This window comes from Erythrobacter sp. F6033 (assembly GCF_023016005.1).
Classification (GTDB): domain Bacteria; phylum Pseudomonadota; class Alphaproteobacteria; order Sphingomonadales; family Sphingomonadaceae; genus Erythrobacter.
This window is the reverse complement of record NZ_JALKAZ010000001.1, coordinates 2,536,046-2,551,901: the sequence shown is the minus strand read 5'-3', so window position 1 is coordinate 2,551,901 and position 15,856 is coordinate 2,536,046. Positions and strand designations below refer to the sequence as shown.

15 protein-coding genes are annotated in these 15,856 nt (G+C 57.2%); 9 read left to right on the top strand and 6 right to left on the bottom strand.

What is annotated here, in order from left to right; translation table 11 throughout:
* Positions 1-50: 50 nt before the first annotated feature.
* The 3 genes from MWU39_RS11990 to MWU39_RS11980 all read right to left on the bottom strand — a co-directional run bounded on the left by MWU39_RS11990 (position 51) and on the right by MWU39_RS11980 (position 3,780).
* On the bottom strand, positions 51-1,586 hold the full coding sequence (locus tag MWU39_RS11990; RefSeq protein WP_247160264.1) for a Do family serine endopeptidase: 1,536 nt from the start codon (positions 1,584-1,586) through the stop codon (positions 51-53).
* A gap of 170 nt (positions 1,587-1,756) precedes the next feature.
* Positions 1,757-2,605, bottom strand: coding sequence for a protease modulator HflC (locus MWU39_RS11985; RefSeq protein WP_247160263.1), 849 nt, complete (start codon positions 2,603-2,605; stop codon positions 1,757-1,759).
* Positions 2,606-2,607: 2 nt separating this feature from the next.
* Complete coding sequence (locus tag MWU39_RS11980; protein WP_247160262.1) at positions 2,608-3,780, bottom strand: protease modulator HflK; 1,173 nt, start codon at positions 3,778-3,780, stop codon at positions 2,608-2,610.
* Between the two features lie 75 nt (positions 3,781-3,855).
* On the opposite strand from MWU39_RS11980, the gene MWU39_RS11975 reads away from it, so the two are divergent.
* From MWU39_RS11975 to MWU39_RS11960, 4 genes are all read left to right on the top strand, one after another.
* On the top strand, positions 3,856-4,845 hold the full coding sequence (locus MWU39_RS11975) for an Mrp/NBP35 family ATP-binding protein (RefSeq protein ID WP_247160261.1): 990 nt from the start codon (positions 3,856-3,858) through the stop codon (positions 4,843-4,845).
* A 28-nt stretch (positions 4,846-4,873) separates the two neighbouring features.
* Positions 4,874-7,123 (top strand): molybdopterin cofactor-binding domain-containing protein, encoded by a 2,250-nt coding sequence (locus MWU39_RS11970; protein WP_348646389.1) that lies wholly within the window; start codon positions 4,874-4,876, stop codon positions 7,121-7,123.
* 78 nt (positions 7,124-7,201) lie between these two features.
* Entirely contained in the window at positions 7,202-8,236 is a 1,035-nt protein-coding gene (gene hemH / locus MWU39_RS11965) for a ferrochelatase (RefSeq protein ID WP_247160259.1), read from the top strand.
* Positions 8,237-8,292: 56 nt separating this feature from the next.
* Positions 8,293-9,693 carry a cytochrome P450 gene (locus tag MWU39_RS11960; protein ID WP_247160258.1) on the top strand — a complete coding sequence of 467 codons (1,401 nt, stop codon included), beginning with the start codon at positions 8,293-8,295 and terminating at the stop codon, positions 9,691-9,693.
* On the opposite strand, the gene MWU39_RS11955 is transcribed toward MWU39_RS11960, so the two are convergent.
* Positions 9,690-9,860, bottom strand: coding sequence for a DUF1674 domain-containing protein (locus MWU39_RS11955; RefSeq protein ID WP_247160257.1), 171 nt, complete (start codon positions 9,858-9,860; stop codon positions 9,690-9,692). The genes MWU39_RS11960 and MWU39_RS11955 overlap by 4 nt on opposite strands.
* A gap of 75 nt (positions 9,861-9,935) precedes the next feature.
* Here MWU39_RS11955 and MWU39_RS11950 point away from each other — a divergent pair, with 75 nt between their 5' ends.
* Positions 9,936-11,183: an RsmB/NOP family class I SAM-dependent RNA methyltransferase gene (locus MWU39_RS11950; RefSeq protein WP_247160256.1), complete on the top strand. Its 1,248-nt coding sequence runs from the start codon at positions 9,936-9,938 to the stop codon at positions 11,181-11,183.
* Here MWU39_RS11950 and MWU39_RS11945 read toward each other — a convergent pair.
* On the bottom strand, positions 11,180-12,001 hold the full coding sequence (locus MWU39_RS11945) for a hypothetical protein (RefSeq protein ID WP_247160255.1): 822 nt from the start codon (positions 11,999-12,001) through the stop codon (positions 11,180-11,182). The two genes, MWU39_RS11950 and MWU39_RS11945, sit on opposite strands and share 4 nt — an antisense overlap.
* A 13-nt stretch (positions 12,002-12,014) precedes the next feature.
* Positions 12,015-12,560, bottom strand: coding sequence for a peptide-methionine (S)-S-oxide reductase MsrA (msrA, locus tag MWU39_RS11940; RefSeq protein WP_247160254.1), 546 nt, complete (start codon positions 12,558-12,560; stop codon positions 12,015-12,017).
* A 141-nt stretch (positions 12,561-12,701) separates the two neighbouring features.
* Here msrA and MWU39_RS11935 point away from each other — a divergent pair, with 141 nt between their 5' ends.
* From MWU39_RS11935 to folK, 4 genes are read left to right on the top strand one after another with little or no spacing between them, the layout of a single operon-like run.
* Entirely contained in the window at positions 12,702-13,559 is an 858-nt protein-coding gene (locus MWU39_RS11935) for a hypothetical protein (RefSeq protein WP_247160253.1), read from the top strand.
* Positions 13,560-13,579: 20 nt separating this feature from the next.
* Entirely contained in the window at positions 13,580-14,431 is an 852-nt protein-coding gene (locus tag MWU39_RS11930; RefSeq protein WP_247160252.1) for a methyltransferase, read from the top strand.
* A 27-nt stretch (positions 14,432-14,458) separates the two neighbouring features.
* Positions 14,459-15,334, top strand: a complete 876-nt coding sequence (gene aguB, locus MWU39_RS11925) for an N-carbamoylputrescine amidase (protein ID WP_247160251.1) — start codon at positions 14,459-14,461, stop codon at positions 15,332-15,334.
* Positions 15,331-15,795, top strand: a complete 465-nt coding sequence (folK, locus tag MWU39_RS11920) for a 2-amino-4-hydroxy-6-hydroxymethyldihydropteridine diphosphokinase (protein ID WP_247160250.1) — start codon at positions 15,331-15,333, stop codon at positions 15,793-15,795. The genes aguB and folK overlap by 4 nt, the downstream gene beginning before the upstream one ends.
* Positions 15,796-15,856: the final 61 nt, after the last annotated feature.

Sequence of the window (15,856 nt, the reverse complement as noted above, 5' to 3'; positions counted from 1 at the left end):
GCTGAGGCAGATGCCTCAGCGCCCTTCTCTTTGTTTGGTTGTCGTCCGACTTAACGCAGGCGGATTGGCAGGAAGCGCGGCGGATCGTTGCGGCGCTGCACGCGGAAGAGTAGCGCTTCACGATCGTTGGCTTCGGCATCTGCGATTGCGGTGCGCAACTGCTCGATTGTCGCGAGCGGCGCGTTGTTGACCGAAAGAAGTCGGTCACCGCGGCGAAGACCCTTGCGGCCAGCGTCCGAATTCGGATCTACCTGGCCGATAACCAGTGCCACTGTATCCTCGTCAACTCGAAGCGAGCGAGCGATTTGAGGCGTCATTTCGAGCACCGAAAGTCCGAGCTTTTCTGCGATAGTCGCATCCGTTTCATCCGGATCCATCGGTTCTTCGGAATCCGGGTCGAAGGTCTGTTGTTGCTGGATCAATTCCTCTTCGCTCGGACGTTTTCCGAGAACAGCGGTGACGGCAATGGTCTCGCCGTCACGTAGAATTTCGATAGGCACTTGCGTACCTGGAGCGAGATTAGCGACCAAGTAAGATACGGTTTGTTCGCTGGTTACAGCGCGGCCATTGATCCGGGTCACAATATCGCCAGCCCGCAGACCAGCTTTGTCTGCGGCGCTGTCATCCTGGACGTTCTGCACAATTTCACCGCGATTGGCCGGCAGGCCAAGTGAATCGGCAAAGTCGTCTGTCATCGGGTTAAGGCCAACGCCAAGGAAGCCGCGTTCGATTTCCTGACCTTCTTTCAACTGATCAACGATTGGCGCAGCGATTTCCGAAGGGATTGCGAAACCGATACCGACACTGCCGCCTGAAGGCGAGAAGATCGCATTGTTAATGCCGATCACATTGCCTTGCATATCGAACAGCGGACCGCCCGAATTGCCGCGGTTGATGCTGGCGTCAGTCTGAATGTAGCGGTCATATGCTCCGCCCTGTCCTGTGTTACGATAGACCGCAGACACGATCCCGCTGGTAACTGTCCCACCAAGGCCAAACGGATTGCCGATTGCGACCACCCATTCGCCAACGCGTGTTTCAGCTGAATTGCCGAATTTTACGAATGGGAAAGTGTTGCCAGATTTGATCTTCAGCACCGCCAAGTCCGACTGAGCGTCTGCGCCGATCAACTCCGCTTCGTATTCGGTGCCATCAGGCATGGTGACGGTGATTTCTTCAAGCGTCGCGCGGTTGTTTGGTGTGACCACGTGATTGTTGGTGACGACAAAACCATCAGCGGAGATGATGAACCCGCTACCAAGCGATTGCGCTTCGCGTGTTTGTGGCTGAGCCGGTTGGCCGCGGCGGCGATTGAACAGCTCCGCGAAAGGCGTGCCTTGAAACGGGTTGCGGCTCTGGACTTCGACACGTTGACGGGTGGCGATGTTGACCACGGCTGGCTGCAATTGCTCGGTGAGATCAGCAAAGCTTGCCGGTGCTCCTGCGCGCGGAACCACATTGTTCATCACGCTCGTATCGTTTTGCGCCACCTGTGCGCCAACCGGCTGCCCGGAGACCAGCGAAACAGCCGCGCCTCCAACAAGTAGGGCGCTCGTCAGTCCATATACATACCGCACGTTTTTCACGTCCTCTTTTTCCTTCTTCAGTGCCCGAAACAACCGGATATCGGCTCCGCTTCAAGCTCAGGTCTATTTCAAAACTACGCATCTCCATTGAGCGGGGATGCACTTAACGGTGATTGAACACGCTTGTAGTCGGTAGCGAATGATCAACGGTTCGTCGGACAGTCTTGTGATTAACGTCGCCCTCTGAACTGCTGCAGATATTCGTTGTCTGGTGACAGGATTATAGAGCTTTCGCCGCGACCGTTCTCGCCTTCACGCGCCTTGCGGAAGGTTTCGTCGTAACTCTGCATGGCACGGTAGAAGTCATAAAATCCTGCGTCCTTGCCGAATGCGTTGGCAAAAATCCGCGCAGCTTCGGCATCGGCCTCAGCGCGGATGATCCGTGCATCACGCGTACCTTGGGCACGAATGGTTCGCGCCTCACGTTCACGGTCTGACTCCATACGTTGAAAAGCCGATTCCAGTGGTCTACCCGAAGGAAGATCAGTGCGCTTGATCTGAACATCGATCACTTCGGCGCCGTATTGGCGAGCTTCGCGGTCGAGGTTGACCTTCACATTAGCAAGCGCATTGCCACGTTCCGCCGTTAGCATAGCTGCAAAGGTGCGGCGTCCCAGTTCCTGACGAAGAGCCGAATTCAAAATCGGTTCAAGAGCGACACGAACGCCTTCTGTCGTACCAGCACGTTCAATCATCCGCTGTGGATCGACAATCCTGAAACGTGCGTAAGCGTTGACGAGCAGACGTTGCTGATCGTTCGAAAGCACTTCTTCGTCAGTCATTTCCAGATCGAGGACGCGTTTTTCAATTTTGCGAACAGATTCGATCAATGGAACGCGAAAATAGAGCCCAGGCCCGGTGACACCGTTGGGTGTGTTGACGGTTCGCACCGGCTCACCCGTACGGACAACAACGGCTTGTTCCTCTTCGTTCACGATATAGGCACTCATCATCAGGCCGATGATCAAGAGGCCTACAAGGATGATCGCCCAGCGATAATTATTCCAGAGAGCTTCCATGATTATTGCCCCTGTTCAGTAGGTTGCGCTTGCGCTGTGATCGGCGCGGGCGGTGTCGCACGGCGGCGCAATTCAGGAAGCGGCAGGTAAGGCGTTACGCCCTCTGCCTCGACGATTGTTTTGTCAGTCTGGCCCAAGACACGCTCCATAGTCTCGTAATAGAGACGCTGACGGGTGACCTCTGGGGCAAGGCGATATTGCTCATAAACCTTGTCAAACGCCTCGGCTTCACCCTCGGCACCAGCAATGGTCTGTTGGGCATAACCGCGCGCAAGGTTCCGCGCCGCATCGGCATTCTGTTCAGCAACAGAAACATCGCGGAACGCATCGACGACCTCGCTTGGGGGGTCGGCTTTCGCAATTTCAACACCAACGACCTGGATGCCCGCTCGGTACGCATCAAGCGTTTCCTGCATACGCTCGCGCACGGCCTGTTGAATTTCGGCACGACCAGCACCCGTGAATGTCGCATCGAGAGTTTTTTCAGCGACCGAAGCGCGCATGGCCGCCTCTGCCACTTCACCAACCGTTTCGATGGGTTCGGCGAGTTGGAATTTGAAGTCCGCCAGATCATTGATCCGCCACCGGACGATATAACTTAGATCGACGAGATTCTGATCCCCAGTGAGGATCAATTTCGCACTATCGCCCGATGCCGGAATGTTGACAGCACGAACGCCTTCGACATCCTCAATCTCAACGGTTTCAATTGGGTAGGGGAACGTGAAATTCAGGCCGGAATCGAGCGTACGAGTGTATGCTCCCAGTGTCTTCACAACCCCTTTTTCTTTCGGCTGGATCAGGTGCATGCTGGTCAAAGCGAGACCGACTAACACGATCAATGCAATGATAATCGGCAGCCAGCTGCCGCCGCCGGGCCTTTCCGGCATACGGAAATTCGGGCCGCCACCGCTGCCACCGCGGTTTGGACCTTCGGGTCCGCGATTCTTGAAGATATCTTCGATGCTGGCCGACCGGCGTTTGCCGTCACCCGATCCGCCACCGGGGAGCCACGGATTGCGCGGACCATCAGAGCCACCGCCTTCCGAATTGTCACCCGAGGACGATTCGCCGTCACCTTTACTGCCCGAGCCGCCCCAGGGGTTCTTATCAGCCATGGCGAGGCCCGAACCGGACATCCCAAAGCGCTCTTTCAACCGATCAAAAATCTGCATAACTCTCTTATAGGAACGCCTTCTCGCGAAAAACAGGGGTTGGCGTAGCGATTTTGATGTTAGAGGCGTTTCGCAATGACACAAAGTGAAACTCCAAAGGCGATTGAAGCGCGATTGCGCGCAGCGATGCCAGACAATATCAGCCGCCGCGTCCAGTCGGCACGGCTCGCGAAGGGTCGTGCTATCATTGTCGCGGATGCAGGCGATATGCGACCTGAAGAACGCGAAGTTCTCGAGGTCGCCTATCGCAATGCGCTCAAAGGTGTTGAGGGTGTCGAAGAAGTGCGTGTGGCTTTGGTGGCTGATCGCAAACGGATGCGAATCATCGCAATCGGATCGGGCAAAGGCGGTGTGGGTAAATCCACCCTCACGACAAATATCGCGGTGGCTCTTGCACGGCAGGGGCACAAAGTTGGCGTGATTGATGGCGACATTTATGGTCCATCCCAGCCAAAGCTGCTTGCGACAGAAAATCAAAAGCCGGAAGCTCGCGGCGAAAAACTGATCGCTATCGAAAGCCCGCACGGTGTTAAAGTGCTTTCCATGGGTCACATCGTTGCGCCCGGCAAAGCGTTGGCGTGGCGCGGTCCGATGGCTGGAAAAGCGCTTGGGCAATTGGTGCAGGCCGATTGGGGCGATACCGATTTGCTTTTGATTGATCTGCCGCCGGGCACGGGCGATGTGCAGCTTTCAATGATGTCGGACAGCAAGCCCGACGGCGCTGTGCTGGTCTCTACACCTCAAGACCTCGCCTTGATTGATGCAGCGCGCGCAGGCCAGCTGTTCGAGCAAGGTGAAATTCCTATCATTGGCTTGGTCGAGAACATGGCGGGATATGAATGCCCGTCTTGCGGCGAGGTTAGCGATCCTTTCGGCCAAGGCGGGGTCGAGAAATTCGCCAAAGCGCTCGAAATCCCGTTCCTTGGCAGAGTGCCGCTTCGCATTGAAACGCGGTTAAGCGGAGATTCGGGCAAGCCCCCTGCTGCGACCGATGGCGAAGGCGCAGTGCCGTTTTCGGCAATCGCGCAGCGGATCGCCGCGTGGCTTAGTGGCGAGGAATTCTGATTCTATGCAGGTAACGCGGCGGGGATTGATGACAGGTGCGGCGGCCGGTGGCGGCCTGCTGGTCGCGTGGTATCTGATGCCTCGCAGCTATCCCAATCCGCTGATCGCTGCAGAAGGTGAGCACGTCTTCGATGCATGGTTGAAGATCGCAGAGGATGGCGTGGTAACAGTTGCCGTGCCCCAGATTGAAATGGGGCAGGGGATCACAACGCTTTTGCCTCAGATTGTTGCTCAAGAACTCGGAGCGGATTGGCGGCAGATTGCGATCGAGCCTGCGCCTATCTCTGGCGCCTATCCCAATATCCCGCTTGCTGAAAAATGGATGGCGCTGTGGGATCCGCTTGCTGCGGGCCTTTCCGATCCAACAGACGCAATGCAGGTTGAACGTTTCGCTGGTTCTAACCGATTTAGCGCGACGGCGGACGGTACATCTATCGTTGCTTACAAAGCGCCCTCGCGCGCAGCTGCGGCCGCCGCAAGGGCCATGTTGGCACAAGAAGCCGCCTCACGCTGGGATGCCTCCTGGGAGGAATGCCAGGTGAATAACGGCATCGTCTCTCTAGGAGAGAACAGAGCGACTTTCGGTGAGCTTGCAGCGGGTGCAGCGGACAGATCGCCGCCCGATCCGCCGCCATTGCGCCCGGAATTGCCGATCGCGGAGGTTTCGCGCGAAATTGCCGATGCGCCGCCTGAATATCCTCGTATCGACATGCCATCGAAAGTTGACGGCTCGTATCAATATGCTGGCGACATCCGCTTACCCGGCATGGTGTTCGCAGCGATCCGGCATGGTGCCAATGATGGAGCTGAGCTGACAGACTTCAAAGCAGAGGCCGCCCAAAGCGTAAGCGGGGTTGTCGGGGCGGTGAAATCAAAGAAATGGCTCGCGGTTGCCGCGACGACTTGGTGGAGCGCGCAGCAGGCCATTGAAGCCATGCAGCCGCAATTCAAGACCGCTTTTCCGGTTTCGAGTGAAGATATCAGCGCGCGTCTCGACACGATGGTTGATGGCGGCGATTCTTTTCGCATCGCCGAAACCGGATTTGGCGAAGATGCCATGACCCGCGTGGATATGGCGCGCCGTTATGAAGTGGAGCCTGCACCAGCGGCCCCGCTTGAGACAGCATGCGCTGCGGCCCAATATCAGGACGGACGGCTGGAACTGTGGATCGCCAGTCAGGCACCAGAGCAGGCCCGTATTGCAGCCGCACGCGCTATCGGAATCGCAGTCGAGGATGTTGCGCTGTATCCGATGCCGGCGGGGGGAAGCTTCGATGCGCGGCTTGAACATGATCAGGCGATCGAAATCGCCATCATTGCAAAGGAATTGGCTCGTCCGGTTCAGCTCACTTGGCCAAGACGCGAAGAGATGGTTTTGGGGCGCCCGCGCAATCCAGCCTATGTGCTGATTGGTGCGCAACTATCGCAGGGCGGCGATGCGAATGTTGATGCCATGCGTTTGCGCATTGCTTGCCCGCCGGCAACGCATGAATTCGGTAAGCGGCTGTTTGGCAATCTCACGTCTTCAGCTGCCGTCCGAGAGAGCGCTGGCCAGAAAGATGCACTTGCCTGTGAAGGCGCAGTGCCGCCCTATCGCTTGCCAAGTTTGGTCGTCGAACACATCCCGGTTGAGATCGGCCTTCCGGTGGGTCGGGTGCGAGGCAATGCAAACACTTACACCGCATTTGCGATCGAAAGTTTTATTGACGAGATCGTTCAGGAGAATGGCCGTGAGCCGTTATCCTATCGGATGGCGATGCTCGGCGATGATATCCGCATGGCCACCTGCCTTCAGAAAGCCGCCCAAATGGCAGAATGGAATGGCGGCGCAGACCAAAGCGGTCAGGGGCTTGCATGTCACCGGATCGGCGATGCCAAGACTGGTGGCCGGATCGCCTGCATCGCGACAGCGCGGCAGGGCGAAGGCGGCGTGCGGGTCACGCGGCTTTCAGTCGCGGTGGATATTGGGCAGGTCATCAATCCTGACATCGCTCGCCAGCAAATCGAAGGCGGACTGATATTCGGAATTGGTACAGCGCTTGGCAATGCAATTCGTTTTCGTGCCGGATTGCCGGAAAGCTTTGACTATGCGGATCTTGGCTTACCAACCTTGGCCGATTGCCCGGAGATTGACGTGGAGCTTATCGCCAGTTCTGCGGCGCCTGCTGATCCCGGCGAATTGGGGGCAGTTGTTGCACCTCCAGCCATTGCCAACGCACTGTTTTCTGCCACGGGCTTGCGCTTGAGGCGCCTACCCCTACTTTCCGGCGGGATTTAAACTTTGCCTTTCTCGCATCGCAAGACCGATACTTTGCACATGAAGGATACAGATCGCGCCTGAGGCGTTACTCCCATCATGACTTGGCAGACACAGCGCCTTTCCGATGATCACCCCCCCGTCAAAAGCGGGGCGATAGGTGTATTGCTGATCAATCTTGGCACGCCCGATGGGCCTGATCCCAAGTCGGTGAAGAAGTACCTCAAACAATTCCTGTCTGATCCACGCGTGATCGAAATTCCAAAGATCGCATGGCAGCCAATTCTGCGCGGGATCATTCTAAATACGCGGCCAAAAAAAAGCTCAAAAGCGTATACCAAGATATGGACGGATCGTGGGTCGCCGCTCGCTGATATCACCGCGAGCCAAGCGGAAGCGATTGCTGGTGATTTCGGTGAGAATGTCGTGGTTGATTACGCGATGCGTTATGGTTCGCCGTCGATTGAGCAGCGCTTGGGCGAGCTGACCGAAAAGGGTTGCGACCGGATTTTGATCGCGCCGATGTATCCGCAATATTGCGCTGCGACGACGGCAACTGTTTTTGACGAGGTCGCCCGCGTTCTGGGCCAAATGCGCTGGCAGCCGGCGCTTCGATTTGTGCCGCCTTACCATGATGACGATGCTTATCTGAACGCCTTGGCTGACGATCTTTCACGGCAAGTCGGTGGCCTTTCGTTTCGTCCCGAAGTCATGCTGATGAGCTTTCACGGGATGCCGCAGCGCACCCTCGAAAAGGGCGACCCCTACCATTGCCATTGTCACAAAACCGCGCGGCTCCTGCGAGAGCGGCTGGCGGATCGCCCTGAATTTGGCGGTGTCCGGTTTGAAACCACGTTTCAGTCGCGCTTTGGCCCTGCTCAGTGGCTCGAACCGGCAACCGATGACACTTTGATCGCTGAAGGCGAGAAGGGCACAAAACACCTTGTCGTCGCAGCGCCCGGCTTTGCTGCCGATTGCGTCGAGACTTTGGAAGAACTGGCTATCGAAGGGCGCGATGAGTTTATAGAAGCGGGCGGAGAGGATTACGCTGTGCTCGATTGCCTCAATGTCTCGCAAAGCGGGGTTCAAATGCTTGATGCGATGATCAGGCGAGAGCTTTCCGGTTGGATTTGACACAGCGTTCGCCGTAAATAAGTTGTAAATCCGAACTGGATACGAAACAGAGTATTATGGCTACGCTTGCAAAAACCGATTCCGCAGAACCAACCTTCGATCATTGGAGCGAGGGTGTCCCCAATGAAGATGCGATTGCGCATATTCCTGGCGAGGCTGGATGGCCAGTCGTTGGAAACACGTTCAAACAGCTGGCCGATCCGCACGCTTTCACACAGCGGATGATCGAAACCTATGGCAAGGTGTACAAAACCTATGCCTTTGGCGGCTGGAACGTTGCGCTGATCGGAGCGGATGCCAACGAGCTTGTCCTCTTCAATAAAGAGAAGATTTTCTCCAGCGAGCAAGGCTGGGGCCCAGTCCTCGATCAACTGTTCCCGCGTGGTCTAATGTTGATGGATTTTGACCATCACCGGATTGATCGCCGTGCGCTGTCGATCGCCTTCAAGCCCGGCCCGATGCGCCATTACGCCGGCGCTTTGAATAGCGGGATTTCCCGTGAAGTGGCGAATTGGGAAGGCCGGATGGAGTTCTATCCGGCGATCAAGAAACTTACGCTCGATCTCGCGGCTGACAGCTTCATCGGCATCCCGTGGGGGCCGGAAGCAGAAAAGATCAACACTGCATTTGTCGATATGGTGCAGGCTTCGGTCGCGCCTGTGCGCACGCCTTTGCCATTCACGAAGATGAAGCGCGGGGTTGATGGTCGCAAGTATCTCGTCGATTACTTTACTGCCGAAACGCACAAAAGGCGCGAGCAAGGCGGCGGGCAGGATATGTTCAGCCAGTTTGCAACCGCCACCCGCGAGGATGGATCATTGCTGCCGGTTGACGAGGTTGTTGACCACATGAACTTCCTGATGATGGCGGCGCATGACACGATTACATCGAGTGCTACGTCGCTAGTCTATCACCTCGCGACTAACCCGCAGTGGCAGGAAAAGCTGCGTGAGGAGATATTCGCGGTGACCGGCGGGCCTGACGGATCAGGCGCGCCGCGCGCTCTGGATTATGGTGATATTGGCAAACTTGAACTGACCGATATGGCGTTCAAGGAATCTCTGCGCATGGTGCCGCCTGTGCCATCCATGCCGCGCCGCGCGCTGAAAGAGTTTGAATTTGGCGGCTATAAAATCCCTGCTGGCCAGATGGTGGGTATCAACATTCACTGGACCCATTTTTCCGAAGAATATTGGGACAATCCGCAAAGCTTTGACCCGATGCGCTTCACACCTGATCTGGTGAAAGCGCGTCACAAATATGCATGGGTCCCGTTTGGCGGCGGCGCGCACATGTGCCTCGGCCTGCATTTCGCCTATATGCAGATTAAAGTGCTGATGGTGCAGTTGCTCCAGCGTTACCGGATCGAGGTGAGCGAAGGCTATGCGCCGGAGTGGCAGGCTTGGCCGATTCCTCAGCCCAAAGACGGGCTAAAAGTGGAGTTCAAGAAAATCTAAAAATCCCAAGCAATGCCTTCGCGTTCCCAGTCACCATAGCGGGTAGGGGATAATTCGCGCGGCTCGTCTTTGAGTGGATCGACAGCTTTCGGCTCCGGCGGTGGATCATTGGTCCAGTGCGCGGGCTTTGCAAAATTCTTTGCGGCTTCTGATTTTTGTTTTGTCATTGCATTATACCAATGCGCGGGCTTGCATATGGTTTCAACTGGCGCTTGGTTTCAATATCTCTATGAGCGTCGCTTATGGCTGTTGCTCCAGGTTTTCCCGCGCGCCGCGCTGCGCTCAAATCGCTCGATGCAGTAATGCGCCGGGGCGAGACGCTCGAACAGGCTGAGGCTGCTGCGCTGAAAGGTGTAGACGGCCCAGCGGACCGCGCTTTGGCGCGTGCGATCATTGGTGAGACCCTGCGTTGGTTGGCGGACCTCGATCTGTTGATCGACAGCGCGACCAAGAAACGCCTTCCCGACGATGCGAAGCCGCGCAGCGTGTTGCGGTTGATGCTGGCGCAAGCCCTGCGGCTGCAAACGCCGCCGCACGCGGTGATCGCAACATGTCTGCCGTTGCTAACCGGCGGTCCGCGCAGGCTGGCGCATGGTGTGTTTTCTACGCTGATGAAGCGCGAAGTGTCGTTGCCGGATGTGCCAACGATGAGCGATGCCGTACTGACTCGCTGGGGCGGCAGGGCGGAGGCAATTGCGCCCGGCCTGATAGACCCGCCCGAAGTTGATCTGGCGCTGAAAGATGTCGCAGAAACGGAGGCGCGCACGCTTGAAATGGGCGGGGTCAGCCTTGCTGCAGGACACGTTCGCCTGCCTCGCGGTACACCAATCGAGAAAATGCCGGGCTTTGACGATGGCGCTTGGTGGGTTCAAGACCTCGCCGCCCAATTGCCGCCGCGCTTGCTTGGCAATGGCGAAGGCAAGAGAGCGCTAGACCTTTGTGCAGCGCCGGGCGGAAAGACGATGTCGCTCGCTGCGAATGGCTGGACGGTCACTGCGCTCGACATCAACGGCAAACGACTGGAGATGCTGCGCGAGAATTTGAAGCGCACCTCGCTCGAAGCCGAAGTCGTGAAGGCCGATGCGCTGACGTATCATCCGGCCAAACAGTTCGATGCGATTCTGCTTGATGCGCCTTGTACGGCCACAGGCACCTGCCGCCGCCATCCTGATGTGCTTCACCGGATCGGTGCGCGCCAGATTGGCGAAATGACCGAAATCCAGCAATCGCTCATCCATCAGGCGGTCGAATGGCTGCCGAGCGGCGCGACGTTTATCTACGCGGTATGTTCGCTGGAAACAGAAGAGGGCGAAGATCAGGCGCGCTGGATCGACGAGACGTTTGATCTGCAGCCGGTACCGATCACGGCGGACGAGCTTCCCTCTGGTCTGCAACCGACCAAAGAAGGTTGGCTGCGCACGCATCCGGGTATGCTTGCTGATGAAGGCGGGCTCGACGGGTTCTTTATCGGGCGCTGGCGGAAGCCCTAATGGCGCAATGTCAGCTTCCCACAGACTTTGCCTAGCTGAACGAGCGAGAAGACCGTTTCTTTCTTGCTGTGATCTGCAACGTCTAGCCGAAATGGAGTGCCAAGCTCTACATAGCGGTTGAGCTCCATCTCACCGCCGCTAACCTTAACTCTCGGATTTTCGGTCAGCTGGCAGAGTGCCTGCCGTGCCGCTTCGATCATGTGCACAGAATTGACGTGATCGCCTGAACCACCAAGCATTGGGTTGGCAGGTGGGAGGCCGTTTTCAGCAGTAATCAGAGCATCGCAATACGGAACCTTATGGGTATCTAAAACGCCTATAAGCGGATGCTCTTGCATTCCGATCCCCAATATATCGCGAGCCGCGAACACAATCGTTTCAGCGTCCGAAAGCGACCTTGCTTTGGATTTGGCTTTCCCGCGCCATTCTTCAAAATTGCGATTGCGAAAGACCACGCCGCGTCCGCGCATTGAGACGATTTGGCGGTCATCCCCATCGTACAATACGATCAAGTAATGCTCATCATCACCTGAGGTCTCGCGCTCATAGCTTCCGCGCACGGCCATCCCGGCTTCGGCGTCGCCGCATGTCCATTCTGTCCAAGTCAGCGCGGACCATTGACCGTCCTTCATTCCGCCGAGGGCTAAGATCGCGCCCACACTGGTCCAGAAATTCTGCGCCTGAATCGCGATCGGATGATGCGGTCCGAGCGTCAGCCATGGCCATGCCCCGACATCTTGCGAACAGCTGAAGGCGACACTCCCATCTGCCTTTACTCTGTGATCGCCGGTGTAAGATGAGCTGAATTGCCGCGGCATTGCGAAGCTTGCCCTAGCTTTTCACATACTTCTGAAAGCTCTTGCGCAGCTTCATGATCTTGGGAGGGATCACTGCTTGGCAATAGGGATTGCGCTGACCTTCGCCTTCCCAATATTCCTGATGGTAATCCTCTGCCGGATACCATGGCTTTGACTGCGCCTCGCCATCAAGACCTTCGATAGTGGTCACCGCCATTTTGCCATTCTCGGCGTTCCAGCGGCCAATCGCAGCTTCGGCTTCTTCGCCTTGCTTGGCGGAGAGCGGAAAGATTGCTGAGCGGTATTGCGTGCCAACATCGCCGCCCTGCCGGTTCAGCTGGGTCGGATCATGGGTGCCCAGAAACACATCATAGATTTCAGGCAGAGTGATCTGATCGGTGTCAAAGGTCACACGAATACCTTCGGCATGGCCGGTATTGCCGGTGCAGACTTCTTTGTAGGTAGGATCAGCTTTGTCTCCGCCGATATAGCCGCTTTCGACCTCGGTCACGCCGATCACGTCTTTGAACACCGCCTCGGTGCACCAAAAGCATCCGCCCGCAATGATTGCCTGTTCCATGTTGTCATGTCTCCTATTCGATGAATGACATAAGATCGCCGACAGGATTTGCCAGTGCCGCAGGCCTGCGACTTGTCATTATCGCGCCCTTGCGTCAGGAGATGTGGGCTATTCGTTTCCAATCGAGAGGATCCCTTACGGATGAAACCACTTTATCTCGCTTCGCTCACCGCAATTGCCGGTGCCGCTCTAACAGTCAGTGCCCCTGTTGCAGCAGACGATCATGCCGCCAGCGCGCCCGCGCTCGAAGACGTGCTCGCCCATGAACGCCGCGATGGTGATCGTGCGCGCGATCAATATCGCAACCCAGTCGAAACTCTCGCTTTCTTCCAGATCGAGCCAAACATGACTGTGGCAGAATATGGTCCCGGCGGCGGCTGGTACACCCGCGTTCTTGCGCCGTATCTAATGCCCGCTGGCAAATACATCGCGTTCAACCAAGACAGCGATGGCCGCACCTATCGCACCCGCGCTCAGGAAGCGCGCTCCAAAGGTTGGACTGAAACGTTCAAAAACGGCTTAGCCGAAGGTATGGGCGTAAGCGCGGATGATGTTACCGCGTTTGAAACCGACGAGATGCCAGAAGACGCTGCTGGCACGGTCGACCGGGTGGTGATTTTCCGCTCGATGCACGGCCTCAACATTGGCAACAGTGCTGACAGCGTGCTGAAAGCGGCGCGTATGATGCTGAAAGATGATGGCATGGTTGGCGTGGTTCAGCACCGCGCGCCAGATGGCGCGAGCTACGATGATTACGGTGCACGCCAGCGCGGTTACATGCGCAAGGCCGATGTTGTCGCGATTTTCGAAGCTAACGGTTTCGAACTTGCCGCTGAGAGCGAAATCAACGCTAACGCGAAAGACCCGGCAAATTGGGAACGCGGCGTGTGGACTTTGCCGCCTGTGCTCGCAACCGGTCAGGATGATCCAAAGCGCGCCGAATACATTGCAATTGGTGAAAGCGACCGGATGACGTTGCTGTTCAAAAAGGCTGACTAAACCGCTCACGGAGAGAGCATATGAGACATATTCTGATGGCCGCTGTTGGAGCGCTTGCATTGACTGCGTGCGCTCCGGAAGCGGGTGAGACTGCGCCGGTGGAAGCCAGCGCTGAAAACACCAAGCTGATAGAAGTGCTGGCCGACGCGCGCCGCGATGAGGATCGTCCTCGGGACGAATTCCGCAATCCGGCCGAAACGCTGGCGTTCTTTCAGGTGGAGCCAAATCACACGGTCATCGAATATGCTCCGGGCGGCGGCTGGTACACGCGTATCCTTGCCCCCTATGTTAATGGTGATGGCGGCTATGTAGCGGTCAGCTTTCCGCCCGAAGCGGGTGCAAGCCTGGGCGAGGGATTTGTTGAGCGTGTGCGCGGCTTTGCGGACAGCTTTTCCGAAACTCAGTCAGAAACGCTGGGCATCCCGGCAGAGGCTCTGCCGTTCCATTTCGGCAATGCGATTCCCGCAGAACTGAACGGCACCGTCGACCGAGTGCTGATGATGCGTATGATGCACAACCTCATTCGTTGGGGCGTTGCCGACAGCGAGATCGAAGCTCTTCACGCGACGCTGAAACCCGGCGGCATGCTCGGCGTGGTTCAGCACCGCGCGAAAGCGGATGCACCGGAAGACTATGTCGATGGTAATATGGGCTATCTGAAGCAGGACGAGCTTATCGCGTTCTTCGAAGGCAAGGGCTTTGAACTTGTCGACACGTCCGAAATCAACGCCAACCCGAATGATACCGCCGACTATGAAGACGGCGTTTGGACTCTACCGCCAAGCTACGCAAAAGGTGACGAAGATCGCGAAACCTATGCAGCGATTGGCGAGAGCGACCGGATGACGTTGTTGTTCAGGAAAGCGGAATAGGCTTAAGGGCGGCGCCAGAGGATTCCAATGACGAAACTCACTGTAGCCGCCCTCCAGCTTGCGCTGGGCCTAGACGATGAAGCTGCGAATATCGCGGCGGTCAGCGCATTGATTGAGCAAGCCGCCACGAAAGGCGCGAAACTCATCCTGCCGCCGGAGCTTTTTTCCGGACCTTACTTCTGCCGCGAAGAGGACGAAGCGCTGTTTGCACTCGCGCGTCCGACTGCGGAGCACCCAAGCGTTGTCGCCATGCAGAAACTGGCAGCGAAGTTGAACGTCACGATCCCGACCAGTTTTTTCGAGCGTGATGGCCACCACTATTACAACACGCTCGCGATGATCGGCCCTGATGGCGAGATCATGGGCACGTACCGTAAGAGCCACATTCCCGATGGGCCAGGATATGAAGAAAAGTTCTATTTCCGCCCGGGCAATGACGGTTTCAAAGTGTGGGACATCGCCAGCGATGACGGCGGCAGGATTCGTATCGGTGTCGGCATCTGCTGGGACCAATGGTATCCCGAATGTGCGCGTGTGATGGCTTTGAAGGGCGCTGAGGTGCTTCTCTATCCCACTGCGATTGGGTCGGAGCCGTATGACGCGGACCTTGATACAAGCCGCATGTGGCGGCGCGCGATGATTGGTCACGCGGTTTCGAATTGCATGCCGGTGGTTGCCAGCAACCGGATCGGTGCCGAAGGTCCGCAAGGCGAGCAGAGCTTTTACGGGCACTCCTTCATTTCGGACGAGTGGGGCGATCTGGTGCAGGAATTCGGCGCCAAAGAAGAAGGCATTCTGGTCGCAACGCTCGATCTGGCGCAGGCAGCAAAGCACCGTGCCGGTATGGGCTTTTTCCGGGATCGTCGTCCGCAGCTTTACGGCCGGATTGCAGAAGACATTTGAGCAGTTCCTATCTGATCGCGTTGGGGTCTAACCGGCGGCATCCCATCTATGGCCGCCCGCGAGACGTGCTGCGTGCCGTAATGGAGGAGCTCGCCGCGCTTGGCACAGTAAGCGCGCGGGCACCGATCATCGACAGCGCGCCGATGGGACCAGCCCAGCGCCAGTTCGCCAATGGCGCTGCTGTACTCGATAGCGAATATGATCCGCCCGCATTGCTCGCCGGACTAAAGCGGATGGAGCGCGCGTTCGGACGGCGCAAAGGGCGGCGCTGGGGCGACCGTGTGCTTGATCTCGATATTGTGCTTTGGAGCGGTGGTGAGTGGCAATCCGACGAGCTCACGATCCCGCATGTCGATTTTCGTGAGCGTGATTTTGTGCTGAGCCCTGCGGGCGCAATCGCAGGTGATTGGCGCGATCCGGTAAGCGGATTGAGCGTGCGCCAACTCGCCGCACGGATTTAACCCATTCCAAAACGACAAACGCCCGAATGCATGAGGCACCCGGGCGTTTGCTGATTTTAGA

What these genes read in the sequence shown, in the direction of transcription:
- MWU39_RS11985 (WP_247160263.1), bottom strand. Translation starts at nt 2,605, where the DNA reads ATGGAAGCTCTCTGGAATAATTATCGCTGGGCGATCATCCTTGTAGGC.
- MWU39_RS11980 (WP_247160262.1), bottom strand. Translation starts at nt 3,780, where the DNA reads ATGCAGATTTTTGATCGGTTGAAAGAGCGCTTTGGGATGTCCGGTTCG.
- MWU39_RS11975 (WP_247160261.1), top strand. Translation starts at nt 3,856, where the DNA reads ATGACACAAAGTGAAACTCCAAAGGCGATTGAAGCGCGATTGCGCGCA.
- MWU39_RS11970 (WP_348646389.1), top strand. Translation starts at nt 4,874, where the DNA reads ATGACAGGTGCGGCGGCCGGTGGCGGCCTGCTGGTCGCGTGGTATCTG.
- hemH (WP_247160259.1), top strand. Translation starts at nt 7,202, where the DNA reads ATGACTTGGCAGACACAGCGCCTTTCCGATGATCACCCCCCCGTCAAA.
- MWU39_RS11960 (WP_247160258.1), top strand. Translation starts at nt 8,293, where the DNA reads ATGGCTACGCTTGCAAAAACCGATTCCGCAGAACCAACCTTCGATCAT.
- MWU39_RS11955 (WP_247160257.1), bottom strand. Translation starts at nt 9,860, where the DNA reads ATGACAAAACAAAAATCAGAAGCCGCAAAGAATTTTGCAAAGCCCGCG.
- MWU39_RS11950 (WP_247160256.1), top strand. Translation starts at nt 9,936, where the DNA reads ATGGCTGTTGCTCCAGGTTTTCCCGCGCGCCGCGCTGCGCTCAAATCG.
- MWU39_RS11945 (WP_247160255.1), bottom strand. Translation starts at nt 12,001, where the DNA reads ATGCCGCGGCAATTCAGCTCATCTTACACCGGCGATCACAGAGTAAAG.
- msrA (WP_247160254.1), bottom strand. Translation starts at nt 12,560, where the DNA reads ATGGAACAGGCAATCATTGCGGGCGGATGCTTTTGGTGCACCGAGGCG.
- MWU39_RS11935 (WP_247160253.1), top strand. Translation starts at nt 12,702, where the DNA reads ATGAAACCACTTTATCTCGCTTCGCTCACCGCAATTGCCGGTGCCGCT.
- MWU39_RS11930 (WP_247160252.1), top strand. Translation starts at nt 13,580, where the DNA reads ATGAGACATATTCTGATGGCCGCTGTTGGAGCGCTTGCATTGACTGCG.
- aguB (WP_247160251.1), top strand. Translation starts at nt 14,459, where the DNA reads ATGACGAAACTCACTGTAGCCGCCCTCCAGCTTGCGCTGGGCCTAGAC.